This is a genomic window from Pedobacter sp. AW31-3R, from assembly GCF_052180285.1.
Lineage (GTDB): Bacteria > Bacteroidota > Bacteroidia > Sphingobacteriales > Sphingobacteriaceae > Pedobacter.
In genome coordinates this window covers 5,635,429-5,651,976 of sequence record NZ_CP197475.1, presented here as the reverse complement: position 1 = coordinate 5,651,976, position 16,548 = coordinate 5,635,429, and the positions used below count along the sequence as shown (strand labels likewise).

Here is a 16,548-nt window from a genome sequence, read left to right as displayed (position 1 = left end):
TATAGCTGTCAGACAGTAAGTTAGCGTTATGATACAATTAATTAGTTATAATTGTTTGGTGTGGTGGATATTTTTCCTACTTTTGCATCCCGCTTCGGAGGAAGGGAAACAGTGCAGGAGATAAAGAAGAAGTAATTTGAAAGGCGTGTAAAGAAAAGAAATCCGGTAAAGGTTTTGTTTTAAGAGGAAGGTTTAAACTTCCTTCAGGGTTTTAAAGCCTGGTAAATAAAAAAAAATAAAAAGCTTGCCAGGTCAAAAAAGATTTCTACCTTTGCAGTCCCAACAAAACGGGAGCCCAGCGGCGGATGTCGCAGGGAAACAAACAAGACTGAAACGATCAGAAGATCAGCTGGAATGCAGGAACAATAAGACCTGCGGGAAAGAAGAGAAGAGATCGCAACATATACAGGCCGCCGCGAGGTACGTGCCGAGAAGTTCATTAAAGAGATGTCATTTATAAAACGTAAGCGGGGTAATCCTGTAGAAGATCAAAGTACATGATCCGCATGGGTTTTTCAAGTTAGATCTGTCAGACAAATAAGAACAGATTATTATTAAATTAATTTATTAAGTTAAGAATGGTCAGCGTTCAAACACAACATTTTACAATGGAGAGTTTGATCCTGGCTCAGGATGAACGCTAGCGGCAGGCCTAATACATGCAAGTCGAACGATAGATTGGGGCTTGCTCTAATCGAAAAGTGGCGCACGGGTGCGTAACGCGTATGCAACCTACCTTAATCAGGGGGATAGCCCGAAGAAATTCGGATTAACACCGCATAAAATCACAGCACAGCATTGTGTAATGATCAAATATTTATAGGATTAAGATGGGCATGCGTGTCATTAGCTAGTTGGCGGGGTAACGGCCCACCAAGGCGACGATGACTAGGGGATCTGAGAGGATGACCCCCCACACTGGTACTGAGACACGGACCAGACTCCTACGGGAGGCAGCAGTAAGGAATATTGGTCAATGGAGGGAACTCTGAACCAGCCATGCCGCGTGCAGGAAGACAGCCCTCTGGGTCGTAAACTGCTTTTATTCGGGAATAAACCTCATTACGTGTAATGAGCTGAATGTACCGAAGGAATAAGGATCGGCTAACTCCGTGCCAGCAGCCGCGGTAATACGGAGGATCCAAGCGTTATCCGGATTTATTGGGTTTAAAGGGTGCGTAGGCGGCTTTTTAAGTCAGGGGTGAAAGACGTTAGCTCAACTAACGCAGTGCCCTTGATACTGAAGAGCTTGAATGGACTAGAGGTAGGCGGAATGTGACAAGTAGCGGTGAAATGCATAGATATGTCACAGAACACCGATTGCGAAGGCAGCTTACTATGGTTTAATTGACGCTGAGGCACGAAAGCGTGGGGATCAAACAGGATTAGATACCCTGGTAGTCCACGCCCTAAACGATGAATACTCGCTGTTAGCGATACACAGTTAGCGGCTAAGCGAAAGCGTTAAGTATTCCACCTGGGGAGTACGGTCGCAAGATTGAAACTCAAAGGAATTGACGGGGGCCCGCACAAGCGGAGGAGCATGTGGTTTAATTCGATGATACGCGAGGAACCTTACCCGGGCTTGAAAGTTAGTGAATCATTTAGAGATAGATGAGTGAGCAATCACACGAAACTAGGTGCTGCATGGCTGTCGTCAGCTCGTGCCGTGAGGTGTTGGGTTAAGTCCCGCAACGAGCGCAACCCCTATGTTTAGTTGCCAGCACGTTAAGGTGGGGACTCTAAACAGACTGCCTGTGCAAACAGAGAGGAAGGAGGGGACGACGTCAAGTCATCATGGCCCTTACGTCCGGGGCTACACACGTGCTACAATGGATGGTACAGAGGGCAGCAAGCTGGCAACAGCAAGCGAATCTCCAAAAGCCATTCACAGTTCGGATAGAGGTCTGCAACTCGACCTCTTGAAGTTGGATTCGCTAGTAATCGCATATCAGCAATGATGCGGTGAATACGTTCCCGGGCCTTGTACACACCGCCCGTCAAGCCATGGAAGTTGGGGGTACCTAAAGTATGTAACCGCAAGGAGCGTCCTAGGGTAAAACCGATAACTGGGGCTAAGTCGTAACAAGGTAGCCGTACCGGAAGGTGCGGCTGGAATACCTCCTTTCTGGAGAAGGACTAACTACCCGTTTGCGTAAATGATATAAATGACAGTAAAATCTCAAAAAGACAACCCATAGGATGAAACATCAACTAGATGTTTTGACCAGACTGAAAGAAGGTATTGACTGAGGCAAACGGCAATGTGAATGAGCAACTCAACAGCATTACCAGCAGCCACAGAAAAATAGTCCCGTAGCTCAGTTGGTTAGAGCACTACACTGATAATGTAGGGGTCAGCAGTTCAAATCTGCTCGGGACTACATAGTTATAATCTTACGGGGGATTAGCTCAGCTGGCTAGAGCGCCTGCCTTGCACGCAGGAGGTCAACGGTTCGACTCCGTTATTCTCCACCATCACCGGTATCTGATACAAAAGATACAGAAATAGGTAAACCGAAAGGAATACCCGGGATAGAAAAGTTCTTTGACATATTGGAAGAAGTTAATAAAGAAGAGCAAACAACAATAGAGACGTTGTTAGCACTTAGGAAAGTAACCATGGATGAGCAATCGTCACTGGGAACTGATCAAAAAGGTTAACAACATTAATAAAAAAGCATTTCCATAGGCGCAAAAGGCTATGGAGAGAAGAAAGTAAGAAAGAGTACACAGGGGATGCCTTGGCTCTCAGAGGCGATGAAGGACGTGATAAGCTGCGATAAGCTTCGGGGATTAGCAAATATGATTTAATCCGAAGATTTCCGAATGGGGCAACCTGGCTGATTGAAGATCAGTCGCACTGCGGTGCGCAAACCTGCCGAACTGAAACATCTAAGTAAGCAGAGGAAGAGAAAATAATAATGATTTCCTAAGTAGTGGCGAGCGAACGGGAAAGAGCCCAAACCAATATTGTTACGGCAATGTTGGGGTTGTAGGACTACGATGTGGTATTAATGAATTGAAGTGGAACAGGATGGGAAGCCTGGCAGTAAAGCGTGAGAGCCGCGTACACGTAAGAGACATTAGCCTAGTAGTATCCTGAGTACCGCGAGGTCGGAGACGCCTTGTGGGAATCTGCCGGCACCATCCGGTAAGGCTAAATACTCCTGAGAGACCGATAGTGAACCAGTACCGTGAGGGAAAGGTGAAAAGAACCCCGAACAGGGGAGTGAAATAGAACCTGAAACTGTGTACTTACAAGCGGTCGGAGCGTCCAGGTGGCGTGACGGCGTGCCTTTTGCATAATGAGCCTACGAGTTACTCTTCTCTGGCAAGGTTAAGTGTTTAAGACACGGATCCGAAGCGAAAGCGAGTCTGAATAGGGCGTATAGTCAGGGGAGGTAGACGCGAAACCTTGTGATCTACCCATGGACAGGTTGAAGGTGCGGTAACACGTACTGGAGGACCGAACCGATAAACGTTGAAAAGTTTCCGGATGATCTGTGGGTAGGGGTGAAAGGCTAATCAAACTGGGAAATAGCTCGTACTCCCCGAAATGTTTTTAGGAACAGCGTCGTGGTAGAGTTTGATAGAGGTAGAGCTACTGATTGGGTGCGGGGGAGTCAAATCCTACCAAATCCAGACAAACTCCGAATGCTATCAAATATACACGGCAGTGAGGCCCGGGGTGCTAAGGTCACGGGCCGAGAGGGAAAGAACCCAGACCATCAGCTAAGGTCCCTAAATTACTACTAAGTTGAACTAACGAGGTGCGATTGCACAGACAGCTAGGATGTTGGCTTGGAAGCAGCCATTCATTTAAAGAGTGCGTAACAGCTCACTAGTCGAGCGATCGTGCATGGATAATAAACGGGCATTAAGTAGTATACCGAAGCTATGGGTAATATTTATATTACGGTAGGGGAGCATTCCAGCGGCAGCGAAGTTATGGCGTAAGCTGTGGTGGAGCTTCTGGAAAAGCAAATGTAGGCATAAGTAACGATAAGGCAGGCGAGAAACCTGCCCGCCGAAAGGATAAGGTTTCCTGATCAACGCTAATCGGATCAGGGTTAGTCGGGGCCTAAGGAGAACCCGAAGGGGAAATTCGATGGACAACTGGTTAATATTCCAGTACTTTTTATAACTGCGATGTGGGGACGGAGTAGTGACACTGCCGCGATCTGACGGAATAGATCGTTAAAGACTGTAGGTATTAGGGAGGTAGGCAAATCCGCCACCCTAGCTGAAAGTCGATAGTACCGCGAGGCTTCGGCTAAGTGGATAGCGCAGGTAATCAGACTTCCAAGAAAAACCGCTAAGCTTCAGGTTATAAAAACCCGTACCGCAAACCGACACAGGTATCCGGGAAGAGAATTCTAAGGCGCTCGAGTGAATCATGGCTAAGGAACTCGGCAAAATGGCCCTGTAACTTCGGGAGAAGGGGCGCTGGCAGCAATGTCAGCCGCAGTGAAAAGGCCCAGGCGACTGTTTAACAAAAACACATGGCTTTGCAAAATCGAAAGATGAAGTATAAGGCCTGACACCTGCCCGGTGCTGGAAGGTTAAGAGGGGATGTTAGTCGCAAGGCGAAGCATTGAATCGAAGCCCCAGTAAACGGCGGCCGTAACTATAACGGTCCTAAGGTAGCGAAATTCCTTGTCGGGTAAGTTCCGACCTGCACGAATGGTGTAACGATCTGGGCGCTGTCTCAGCCATGAGCTCGGTGAAATTGTGGTCCCGGTGAAGACGCCGGGTACCCGCAACGGGACGGAAAGACCCCATGCACCTTCACTACAATTTAACATTGACATTGGATACAGGATGTGTAGGATAGGTGGGAGACTGTGAAGCGGCATCGCCAGGTGTTGTGGAGTCAACGTTGAAATACCACCCTTTCTGTATTCGGTGTCTAACCCCTTTAGGGGGGGACATTGTTTGATGGGTAGTTTGACTGGGGTGGTCGCCTCCAAAAAGGTAACGGAGGCTTTCAAAGGTAAGCTCAATACGCTTGGTAACCGTATGAGGAGTGCAATAGCATAAGCTTGCTTGACTGTGAGGCAGACAAGCCGAGCAGGGTCGAAAGACGGATATAGTGATCCGGTGGTTCTGCATGGAAGGGCCATCGCTCAAAGGATAAAAGGTACGCTGGGGATAACAGGCTGATCTCCCCCAAGAGCTCATATCGACGGGGAGGTTTGGCACCTCGATGTCGGCTCGTCACATCCTGGGGCTGGAGAAGGTCCCAAGGGTTCGGCTGTTCGCCGATTAAAGTGGCACGCGAGCTGGGTTCAGAACGTCGCGAGACAGTTCGGTCCCTATCTGTTGTGGGCGTAGGAATTTTGAGTGGGGCTGACCTTAGTACGAGAGGACCGGGTTGGACTAACCTCTAGTGAATCTGTTGTTCCGCCAGGGGCATTGCAGAGTAGCTACGTTGGGAATAGATAAGCGCTGAAAGCATCTAAGTGCGAAACTAGCCACGAGATGAGAATTCCATATAGGACCGTAGCAGACTACTACGTTGATAGGTTACAGATGTAAAGGTGGCGACACCATAGTCGAGTAATACTAATCATCCGAAGCTTTCAAGAGCAATACACTGTTGTTTGTTCTTCAAACTAACTTCTTTCAATAACATGTCATTGTTTGAGAGCAGGAAGATTCCGAAAGGGATCATCCGAATCTAAAACATATTTAACATATTGTATGCGCAAGCGCATAAAAACAAAAGCACAGCGTAAAAGCTGTACGATAAAGACATTTAGGTGCCTATATCGGTGGTGTCCACCTCTTCCCATTCCGAACAGAGAAGTTAAGCCCACCAGAGCCGATGGTACTGCGGTAACACGTGGGAGAGTAGGTCGGTGCCAAATCTTAAAGAGAGCCTTTCAGGAAACTGAGAGGCTTTTCTTGTTTACAGGGGTTTTTGTACCTGGGACTTTGTGGATAGAGCAGGCTGTTCATATCGACACTAACAATGCAATCATATTGGATTGTTAGCTGTATTTTAACCTCTTAGATATTTAATGTAAATTGCCATTCCTGACGATATTGGAAAAACAATTTTAAATCCCGAATCTTGGAATAAGATCTTTAGACTGTAGCATAATGGAAACAACTAATCCTTTGATACGAAAAGGCTCGTTTACTGATAAGGTAATGATTGGACTAAAAATAGCTTTACGTAAGTTAGCAGAAGATGCTGCTGCCAAAGATGAAAATCTGATAATTGGAGATAAGTTTGGAAAAGCCAAGTCAGTTCCTGCAAAAGAAATACTAGAAATGCTCAAAAAGCAGGAAGGTTAAAGATGGTACAGATCTGTTTTTTAGTACTGGCATTTGTTATTTTAGGCTCGTGGTCTGCTGGTATTTTGATCTCTGCTTCTTTATCAGAATAAGAATGTAACTATAGATTTAACAGTGGAAAATCCTATCAACGGTATCTTTCTCAAGATCATTTAAATTATTTTATTCTGTGCACTTGATTTTATGTAAATACTACATTGGTTCTAAATTGTATTTTTGTAAATTTGTTATAGCCTCTAACGGTTGGTATTTATGATAGAAAAAGAAGCAAATACATTTGATCAGGCAGAATTGGCTCTTTTAAAGGAAGCTTTGAAACGTAGTTATACGGAAAGATTTCAAATGGCAACAAGACTTTTTAAATTGAATAATACCGTGAAAAAGGCAAAAATAACACATAAGCCATTCCCAAATAAGTAATTCGTGGATATTTTTGATGAAGAGATAATTGTATTCTGGAGAGCACTTCAGGAATATAATGTTAAATACATAATGGTTGGTGGATACGCTACAAATCTGCACGGTTATCAAAGGTTTACCGGAGATCTTGATATTTGGCTAAAGGATACTCTCGAAAACAGGCAGCAACTTCGCAAAGCTTTCGTTAGATGTGATTTGGGGGATTATCCAATGATAGATAATATGCAATTTATACCTGGCTGGACAGATTTTCATATGAATAATGGTCTAAGGATTGATATACTTGTGGATATGAAGGGGCTTGAAGGATATACATTTGATGAATGCCTTGATTTAGCTTCATTAGCGGACATTGAAGATGTCACAGTACCATTCTTGCATATCAACCATTTAATTGAAAACAAAAAAATAGTTAATAGGCCCAAGGACCAGATAGATGTATCAGCTCTGGAACAGATCCGTAAATTGAGAGAATCTGGTGAGGCCTAAATCCTGTTGTATTCATACAAAGGTTACTTTAAATATGAATTAGGTTTATTATTGTTTCGAAGAAGCAATCTCTAATCATTTTATGATTATTCTGGCATAGCAATCTTCTTGTTTAAATATTCCAGGTAATACTCTATCTGCTTCAAATTTGCTCAACGTTAGCTTCTTGCTGTATCCATTTGATGTTGCCTATGTACGATGGGTAGTTTCTATTATAATATTTATGGCTGTGAGACAATAAGTTAGCGTTATGATACAATTAATTGTATATAATTGTTTGGTGTGGTGGATATTTTTCCTACTTTTGCATCCCGCTTCGGAGGAAGGGAAACAGTGCAGGAGATAAAGAAGAAGTAATTTGAAAGGCGTGTAAAGAAAAGAAATCCGGTAAAGGTTTTGTTTTAAGAGGAAGGTTTAAACTTCCTTCAGGGTTTTAAAGCCTGGTAAATAAAAAAAAATAAAAAGCTTGCCAGATCAAAAAAGATTTCTACCTTTGCAGTCCCAACAAAACGGGAGCCCAGCGGCGGATGTCGCAGGGAAACAAACAAGACTGAAACGATCAGAAGATCAGCTGGAATGCAGGAACAATAAGACCTGCGGGAAAGAAGAGAAGAGATCGCAACATATACAGGCCGCCGCGAGGTACGTGCCGAGAAGTTCATTAAAGAGATGTCATTTATAAAACGTAAGCGGGGTAATCCTGTAGAAGATCAAAGTACATGATCCGCATGGGTTTTTCAAGTTAGATCTGTCAGACAAATAAGAACAGATTATTATTAAATTAATTTATTAAGTTAAGAATGGTCAGCGTTCAAACACAACATTTTACAATGGAGAGTTTGATCCTGGCTCAGGATGAACGCTAGCGGCAGGCCTAATACATGCAAGTCGAACGATAGATTGGGGCTTGCTCTAATCGAAAAGTGGCGCACGGGTGCGTAACGCGTATGCAACCTACCTTAATCAGGGGGATAGCCCGAAGAAATTCGGATTAACACCGCATAAAATCACAGCACAGCATTGTGTAATGATCAAATATTTATAGGATTAAGATGGGCATGCGTGTCATTAGCTAGTTGGCGGGGTAACGGCCCACCAAGGCGACGATGACTAGGGGATCTGAGAGGATGACCCCCCACACTGGTACTGAGACACGGACCAGACTCCTACGGGAGGCAGCAGTAAGGAATATTGGTCAATGGAGGGAACTCTGAACCAGCCATGCCGCGTGCAGGAAGACAGCCCTCTGGGTCGTAAACTGCTTTTATTCGGGAATAAACCTCATTACGTGTAATGAGCTGAATGTACCGAAGGAATAAGGATCGGCTAACTCCGTGCCAGCAGCCGCGGTAATACGGAGGATCCAAGCGTTATCCGGATTTATTGGGTTTAAAGGGTGCGTAGGCGGCTTTTTAAGTCAGGGGTGAAAGACGTTAGCTCAACTAACGCAGTGCCCTTGATACTGAAGAGCTTGAATGGACTAGAGGTAGGCGGAATGTGACAAGTAGCGGTGAAATGCATAGATATGTCACAGAACACCGATTGCGAAGGCAGCTTACTATGGTTTAATTGACGCTGAGGCACGAAAGCGTGGGGATCAAACAGGATTAGATACCCTGGTAGTCCACGCCCTAAACGATGAATACTCGCTGTTAGCGATACACAGTTAGCGGCTAAGCGAAAGCGTTAAGTATTCCACCTGGGGAGTACGGTCGCAAGATTGAAACTCAAAGGAATTGACGGGGGCCCGCACAAGCGGAGGAGCATGTGGTTTAATTCGATGATACGCGAGGAACCTTACCCGGGCTTGAAAGTTAGTGAATCATTTAGAGATAGATGAGTGAGCAATCACACGAAACTAGGTGCTGCATGGCTGTCGTCAGCTCGTGCCGTGAGGTGTTGGGTTAAGTCCCGCAACGAGCGCAACCCCTATGTTTAGTTGCCAGCACGTTAAGGTGGGGACTCTAAACAGACTGCCTGTGCAAACAGAGAGGAAGGAGGGGACGACGTCAAGTCATCATGGCCCTTACGTCCGGGGCTACACACGTGCTACAATGGATGGTACAGAGGGCAGCAAGCTGGCAACAGCAAGCGAATCTCCAAAAGCCATTCACAGTTCGGATAGAGGTCTGCAACTCGACCTCTTGAAGTTGGATTCGCTAGTAATCGCATATCAGCAATGATGCGGTGAATACGTTCCCGGGCCTTGTACACACCGCCCGTCAAGCCATGGAAGTTGGGGGTACCTAAAGTATGTAACCGCAAGGAGCGTCCTAGGGTAAAACCGATAACTGGGGCTAAGTCGTAACAAGGTAGCCGTACCGGAAGGTGCGGCTGGAATACCTCCTTTCTGGAGAAGGACTAACTACCCGTTTGCGTAAATGATATAAATGACAGTAAAATCTCAAAAAGACAACCCATAGGATGAAACATCAACTAGATGTTTTGACCAGACTGAAAGAAGGTATTGACTGAGGCAAACGGCAATGTGAATGAGCAACTCAACAGCATTACCAGCAGCCACAGAAAAATAGTCCCGTAGCTCAGTTGGTTAGAGCACTACACTGATAATGTAGGGGTCAGCAGTTCAAATCTGCTCGGGACTACATAGTTATAATCTTACGGGGGATTAGCTCAGCTGGCTAGAGCGCCTGCCTTGCACGCAGGAGGTCAACGGTTCGACTCCGTTATTCTCCACCATCACCGGTATCTGATACAAAAGATACAGAAATAGGTAAACCGAAAGGAATACCCGGGATAGAAAAGTTCTTTGACATATTGGAAGAAGTTAATAAAGAAGAGCAAACAACAATAGAGACGTTGTTAGCACTTAGGAAAGTAACCATGGATGAGCAATCGTCACTGGGAACTGATCAAAAAGGTTAACAACATTAATAAAAAAGCATTTCCATAGGCGCAAAAGGCTATGGAGAGAAGAAAGTAAGAAAGAGTACACAGGGGATGCCTTGGCTCTCAGAGGCGATGAAGGACGTGATAAGCTGCGATAAGCTTCGGGGATTAGCAAATATGATTTAATCCGAAGATTTCCGAATGGGGCAACCTGGCTGATTGAAGATCAGTCGCACTGCGGTGCGCAAACCTGCCGAACTGAAACATCTAAGTAAGCAGAGGAAGAGAAAATAATAATGATTTCCTAAGTAGTGGCGAGCGAACGGGAAAGAGCCCAAACCAATATTGTTACGGCAATGTTGGGGTTGTAGGACTACGATGTGGTATTAATGAATTGAAGTGGAACAGGATGGGAAGCCTGGCAGTAAAGCGTGAGAGCCGCGTACACGTAAGAGACATTAGCCTAGTAGTATCCTGAGTACCGCGAGGTCGGAGACGCCTTGTGGGAATCTGCCGGCACCATCCGGTAAGGCTAAATACTCCTGAGAGACCGATAGTGAACCAGTACCGTGAGGGAAAGGTGAAAAGAACCCCGAACAGGGGAGTGAAATAGAACCTGAAACTGTGTACTTACAAGCGGTCGGAGCGTCCAGGTGGCGTGACGGCGTGCCTTTTGCATAATGAGCCTACGAGTTACTCTTCTCTGGCAAGGTTAAGTGTTTAAGACACGGATCCGAAGCGAAAGCGAGTCTGAATAGGGCGTATAGTCAGGGGAGGTAGACGCGAAACCTTGTGATCTACCCATGGACAGGTTGAAGGTGCGGTAACACGTACTGGAGGACCGAACCGATAAACGTTGAAAAGTTTCCGGATGATCTGTGGGTAGGGGTGAAAGGCTAATCAAACTGGGAAATAGCTCGTACTCCCCGAAATGTTTTTAGGAACAGCGTCGTGGTAGAGTTTGATAGAGGTAGAGCTACTGATTGGGTGCGGGGGAGTCAAATCCTACCAAATCCAGACAAACTCCGAATGCTATCAAATATACACGGCAGTGAGGCCCGGGGTGCTAAGGTCACGGGCCGAGAGGGAAAGAACCCAGACCATCAGCTAAGGTCCCTAAATTACTACTAAGTTGAACTAACGAGGTGCGATTGCACAGACAGCTAGGATGTTGGCTTGGAAGCAGCCATTCATTTAAAGAGTGCGTAACAGCTCACTAGTCGAGCGATCGTGCATGGATAATAAACGGGCATTAAGTAGTATACCGAAGCTATGGGTAATATTTATATTACGGTAGGGGAGCATTCCAGCGGCAGCGAAGTTATGGCGTAAGCTGTGGTGGAGCTTCTGGAAAAGCAAATGTAGGCATAAGTAACGATAAGGCAGGCGAGAAACCTGCCCGCCGAAAGGATAAGGTTTCCTGATCAACGCTAATCGGATCAGGGTTAGTCGGGGCCTAAGGAGAACCCGAAGGGGAAATTCGATGGACAACTGGTTAATATTCCAGTACTTTTTATAACTGCGATGTGGGGACGGAGTAGTGACACTGCCGCGATCTGACGGAATAGATCGTTAAAGACTGTAGGTATTAGGGAGGTAGGCAAATCCGCCACCCTAGCTGAAAGTCGATAGTACCGCGAGGCTTCGGCTAAGTGGATAGCGCAGGTAATCAGACTTCCAAGAAAAACCGCTAAGCTTCAGGTTATAAAAACCCGTACCGCAAACCGACACAGGTATCCGGGAAGAGAATTCTAAGGCGCTCGAGTGAATCATGGCTAAGGAACTCGGCAAAATGGCCCTGTAACTTCGGGAGAAGGGGCGCTGGCAGCAATGTCAGCCGCAGTGAAAAGGCCCAGGCGACTGTTTAACAAAAACACATGGCTTTGCAAAATCGAAAGATGAAGTATAAGGCCTGACACCTGCCCGGTGCTGGAAGGTTAAGAGGGGATGTTAGTCGCAAGGCGAAGCATTGAATCGAAGCCCCAGTAAACGGCGGCCGTAACTATAACGGTCCTAAGGTAGCGAAATTCCTTGTCGGGTAAGTTCCGACCTGCACGAATGGTGTAACGATCTGGGCGCTGTCTCAGCCATGAGCTCGGTGAAATTGTGGTCCCGGTGAAGACGCCGGGTACCCGCAACGGGACGGAAAGACCCCATGCACCTTCACTACAATTTAACATTGACATTGGATACAGGATGTGTAGGATAGGTGGGAGACTGTGAAGCGGCATCGCCAGGTGTTGTGGAGTCAACGTTGAAATACCACCCTTTCTGTATTCGGTGTCTAACCCCTTTAGGGGGGGACATTGTTTGATGGGTAGTTTGACTGGGGTGGTCGCCTCCAAAAAGGTAACGGAGGCTTTCAAAGGTAAGCTCAATACGCTTGGTAACCGTATGAGGAGTGCAATAGCATAAGCTTGCTTGACTGTGAGGCAGACAAGCCGAGCAGGGTCGAAAGACGGATATAGTGATCCGGTGGTTCTGCATGGAAGGGCCATCGCTCAAAGGATAAAAGGTACGCTGGGGATAACAGGCTGATCTCCCCCAAGAGCTCATATCGACGGGGAGGTTTGGCACCTCGATGTCGGCTCGTCACATCCTGGGGCTGGAGAAGGTCCCAAGGGTTCGGCTGTTCGCCGATTAAAGTGGCACGCGAGCTGGGTTCAGAACGTCGCGAGACAGTTCGGTCCCTATCTGTTGTGGGCGTAGGAATTTTGAGTGGGGCTGACCTTAGTACGAGAGGACCGGGTTGGACTAACCTCTAGTGAATCTGTTGTTCCGCCAGGGGCATTGCAGAGTAGCTACGTTGGGAATAGATAAGCGCTGAAAGCATCTAAGTGCGAAACTAGCCACGAGATGAGAATTCCATATAGGACCGTAGCAGACTACTACGTTGATAGGTTACAGATGTAAAGGTGGCGACACCATAGTCGAGTAATACTAATCATCCGAAGCTTTCAAGAGCAATACACTGTTGTTTGTTCTTCAAACTAACTTCTTTCAATAACATGTCATTGTTTGAGAGCAGGAAGATTCCGAAAGGGATCATCCGAATCTAAAACATATTTAACATATTGTATGCGCAAGCGCATAAAAACAAAAGCACAGCGTAAAAGCTGTACGATAAAGACATTTAGGTGCCTATATCGGTGGTGTCCACCTCTTCCCATTCCGAACAGAGAAGTTAAGCCCACCAGAGCCGATGGTACTGCGGTAACACGTGGGAGAGTAGGTCGGTGCCAAATCTTAAAGAGAGCCTTTCAGGAAACTGAGAGGCTTTTCTTGTTTACAGGGGTTTTTGTACCTGGGACTTTGTGGATAGAGTGGTTGTGCCTCATAAGCAATCGGTATGGCTCTAATTATGTATTATTGTTTTAAATACAGATTACTCTTTTGCCGCTGATCTATCTTTATACTCATCATTTATTGCTATGTTCGCGCAACACAATGGAAAGAAAATTTATAACTGTTTCAGGGCTGAAGGTTAGCTATCTGGAACAGAATCCCTCGGCTGCTATCACGATATTCTTTTTTCATGGCAACTCAAATTCTGCGCGTCTCTGGTCTTTTCAATTTTCAGATCACCTGTTAAATGAATACCGGCTGATAGCCGTTGATTTTCCAGGACATGGGGAGTCCTCTCCAATTAAGACAGATGACTTGTGTCGTTATCAGGTGAAGGCATTTGGAGAACTGATGGCCGGAGTGGTGGATAGCTTGTCAGGCAATGACCCTTATTTTTTGGCCGGACTTTCTTTGGGATCCAATGTTATTGCAGAAATGCTGAACTATTCGGTTCATCCAAAGGGATTGATTTTGTTAAGTCCAACAATTGTAGGTACTGGTGTAGCGCCGAATGCTTCCATTGATGAGGAGTTGGTGTCTACTGTTTTATTTACTGACAATAGGGATATAGCGCTGGCCAAAGCATATTTTCATCTTGCTTCTTTGAGTCTTGATGAGCACATAGAACAACTGCTCTTGAAGGATTATCTGGATAGTGATCCTTTATTCCGAACACATTTGCTGCAGAGCGCCATAGATGGGATGTATTCAGATGAAGTTTCCTTGCTTCAGGTGACTAAATTGCCCCTGTTAATAATTTTTGGACAAGAAGACCGTGTCATTAGTCCGGAGATTTTAAACTCCATACCTTTTAATTTATGGCAGGAAAAGTTATTTAAACTTCCCCATGCTGCACATTTAGTGAACATTGACCAGGGAACTTGTACTGATCTGCTGATTACAAATTATATAAAGTCACAACTTTACAGGTAATTATTTTTTATCGCGTACCTGATGAGCTGCACCAGATTTTGACTGCCTGTTTTTTGTAGGATGTGAATCCGGTGGTTATTCACTGTGAAGATACTTATCTTCAGCTTGTGTGCGATCTCTATACTTTTTAATCCCTCACAGATCCATTTTAAGACCTCTACTTCGCGTTTGGACAGCAGACTGTCTTCCTCATTGGGAAAATAAAAATTATTGATCAGGTACCTGTCTTCTTTGGCCGACTCGTGGTACAGTGGTTCTACCGTATGGAATATTCTTGTATCGGATTTGTAGGTACTGATATCTGATATAAATCCAATTGTTGCAAGGGGAACCCCCGTTTGGGTAGATTTGATAAAGACAGATTGCTGTAAAACCTGTTTGAATTGGCCTTTTTTATTCTTTAGCCGGTAGTTACAGGAAAAAACATAATTCTGGTGATGTTGTACCGGGATGCCAGCAAGGAATTTCAGGTTACTGGTGATGATATGTTCACTGTATATTTTAAGATCTACCTGATTGAATATACTCCAGGCAAAATCCAATCCCCCATCCATAATCCTGGATATCGGATGGTCGATGAATGTGCTGATCTTACTATTGACGTATACATATTTTTTTTGTGTATAATCCAGGATATAAAAAGCTGGCATCAATCTGCCAAAATACCTGCTGTATTTATTCACCAGTTGGGTAGTCTCCTGGCTGTTTCTAATGTATTCAGCTAATTCGCCGGCTTCATGTTGCTGAATGCTCTGGAGAAATGCAGAAAAATTTGCAGTGGATTTCATGAGAGAGGTTGATTGAGGAGCGTTTATAAATTTGGTAATGAATATACATTTAAATATTTCAACTGTCTAAATATAAGTTGTTTAATGTGTTGATTGATATGGCCTTCCAAAATTACAGCATATAAATGAGGTGATAAATGGTGAGTTCTCGCTATATAATGGGACAGGAATTCAATTATTTTTGTTAAAAGTTTTATCTATGATTTTTATGATTAACGTTCTCCAATGTTCTCTCCCACAGGCTCTTCGACGCTTTTGTCGTGTTGTATATACTGTCAGGAGTATTAAGATGAGTTTACCTATAGGGCATCAGGTGCTGTTTTTAGGCCTGTGTATGCTATTAGGTATGGTCAGTTTACCTTCCCTGGCGCAGGTAAAAGCAAAAAAGTCCAGTCCTATTGTGAAGAAGGCAGTTCCTGTTGCTTCAGCTCAGAAAGCTAAGGAGGAAGAGATTGTCCCCATTTCAGGAGATCCGACGAAGGATAATGTTGCTATTTATCCCTTCACTTCCGCTACAGGATATGATTATGACTATGCACAAAGTGTGGGTAATGCCGTAGAATCGGGATTCGTCCGTTCGACGAGATTTAACGTAGTAGAACGGAACCGGTTTGGTTCAATCAGTAAGGAAGAGCAGTTCAAAGAAGTGAATACTTCCAGTATAGTTAAGATTGCTGCCAAATTTGGGGCGAAGTATATTATCACCGGGCACGTTACGGGAGCAAATACGGGAGAGACCTACGATTCCCAAAATAAATTTTCTGGTTATCAGACTACGATCAGTGTGGCCTTTAAAATTATTGAAGTGGAAACTGGCCTGATTAAAGTCGCTGAATCGATCATCATCTCCGGAAGTGGGGGCAGTACGGCCAGTGCCAAAGGAGCAGCTTATCAAAGTATTGATGGAATAACACGGAGGATCATTGCAGCTAATTTTCCACTTCGCTTTAAGTTTATGGCTGTTGGCTTAACAGATGTGAAGAAAAAACAGGAGGTACTGCGTACTTTTAAATTCTGGGGTGGGTCAGAAAATGGAATTAAAGTGGGAGATGTCGTCGAAGTATTTTATTTGACCTATGCTGTAAATCCGGCAAATAATAAAAAGGTTGAAGAGAAGAATAATATTGGGATCGCTACCATTACCGCTGTTAATAGTAGCAGTACTTCAACCTGTGAGGTGTATAAGCCGGGGAAATATGGTTTACAGCTGCTGGAGGCGGTGACAAAAACACCGGAGCTTGTGGTGATAGAGTATACAGGAGGAGCAAAACCAAGAGGTTTCTTTGATTTTTAAATAGTGGCATCTTTACTGTAATTATGAATTTACTGTAATTATAGACATGGGCGGGCATGTTTGTGATCTCCCTCATCTGTGAAGGATCAGAAGAATTTTAAAAATAATTTATACGCCACACAA

The 16,548-nt window shown here is 44.9% G+C and carries 6 protein-coding genes, 4 tRNA genes and 6 rRNA genes; 15 read left to right on the top strand and 1 reads right to left on the bottom strand.

What is annotated here, in order from left to right; all coding sequences use genetic code 11:
• The first annotated feature begins 605 nt into the window (after positions 1 to 605).
• The 14 genes from ACSBL2_RS23115 to ACSBL2_RS23050 all read left to right on the top strand — a co-directional run bounded on the left by ACSBL2_RS23115 (position 606) and on the right by ACSBL2_RS23050 (position 14,343).
• Positions 606 to 2,128, top strand: a 16S ribosomal RNA gene (locus ACSBL2_RS23115).
• Positions 2,129 to 2,310: 182 nt separating this feature from the next.
• Positions 2,311 to 2,384: transfer RNA gene (locus ACSBL2_RS23110), tRNA-Ile, on the top strand.
• A 17-nt stretch (positions 2,385 to 2,401) separates the two neighbouring features.
• A tRNA-Ala gene (locus ACSBL2_RS23105) sits at positions 2,402 to 2,478 on the top strand.
• 234 nt (positions 2,479 to 2,712) lie between these two features.
• Positions 2,713 to 5,591 (top strand): 23S ribosomal RNA (locus ACSBL2_RS23100).
• A gap of 170 nt (positions 5,592 to 5,761) precedes the next feature.
• Positions 5,762 to 5,873 (top strand): 5S ribosomal RNA (gene rrf, locus ACSBL2_RS23095).
• Together the 16S, 23S and 5S rRNA genes with 2 tRNA genes alongside form the textbook arrangement of a ribosomal RNA operon.
• A 235-nt stretch (positions 5,874 to 6,108) precedes the next feature.
• A complete protein-coding gene (locus tag ACSBL2_RS23090; protein WP_442588919.1) occupies positions 6,109 to 6,306 on the top strand; it encodes a hypothetical protein in 198 nt (65 codons plus the stop codon).
• A gap of 252 nt (positions 6,307 to 6,558) precedes the next feature.
• On the top strand, positions 6,559 to 6,726 hold the full coding sequence (locus tag ACSBL2_RS23085; RefSeq protein ID WP_442588918.1) for a hypothetical protein: 168 nt from the start codon (positions 6,559 to 6,561) through the stop codon (positions 6,724 to 6,726).
• A 3-nt stretch (positions 6,727 to 6,729) separates the two neighbouring features.
• Positions 6,730 to 7,215: a hypothetical protein gene (locus ACSBL2_RS23080; RefSeq protein ID WP_442588917.1), complete on the top strand. Its 486-nt coding sequence runs from the start codon at positions 6,730 to 6,732 to the stop codon at positions 7,213 to 7,215.
• Positions 7,216 to 8,042: 827 nt separating this feature from the next.
• Positions 8,043 to 9,565, top strand: a 16S ribosomal RNA gene (locus ACSBL2_RS23075).
• 182 nt (positions 9,566 to 9,747) lie between these two features.
• A tRNA-Ile gene (locus tag ACSBL2_RS23070) sits at positions 9,748 to 9,821 on the top strand.
• Positions 9,822 to 9,838: 17 nt separating this feature from the next.
• Positions 9,839 to 9,915: transfer RNA gene (locus ACSBL2_RS23065), tRNA-Ala, on the top strand.
• 234 nt (positions 9,916 to 10,149) lie between these two features.
• A 23S ribosomal RNA gene (locus ACSBL2_RS23060) occupies positions 10,150 to 13,028 on the top strand.
• Positions 13,029 to 13,198: 170 nt separating this feature from the next.
• Positions 13,199 to 13,310: ribosomal RNA gene (gene rrf, locus ACSBL2_RS23055) — 5S ribosomal RNA — on the top strand.
• 202 nt (positions 13,311 to 13,512) lie between these two features.
• Positions 13,513 to 14,343, top strand: a complete 831-nt coding sequence (locus ACSBL2_RS23050) for an alpha/beta fold hydrolase (protein WP_442588916.1) — start codon at positions 13,513 to 13,515, stop codon at positions 14,341 to 14,343.
• Here the strand turns inward: ACSBL2_RS23050 and ACSBL2_RS23045 are convergent.
• Positions 14,334 to 15,131, bottom strand: coding sequence for a response regulator transcription factor (locus tag ACSBL2_RS23045; protein WP_442588915.1), 798 nt, complete (start codon positions 15,129 to 15,131; stop codon positions 14,334 to 14,336). The genes ACSBL2_RS23050 and ACSBL2_RS23045 overlap by 10 nt on opposite strands.
• 289 nt (positions 15,132 to 15,420) lie before the next feature.
• Here ACSBL2_RS23045 and ACSBL2_RS23040 point away from each other — a divergent pair, with 289 nt between their 5' ends.
• Positions 15,421 to 16,425, top strand: coding sequence for a CsgG/HfaB family protein (locus ACSBL2_RS23040; RefSeq protein ID WP_442588914.1), 1,005 nt, complete (start codon positions 15,421 to 15,423; stop codon positions 16,423 to 16,425).
• Positions 16,426 to 16,548 lie beyond the last annotated feature (123 nt).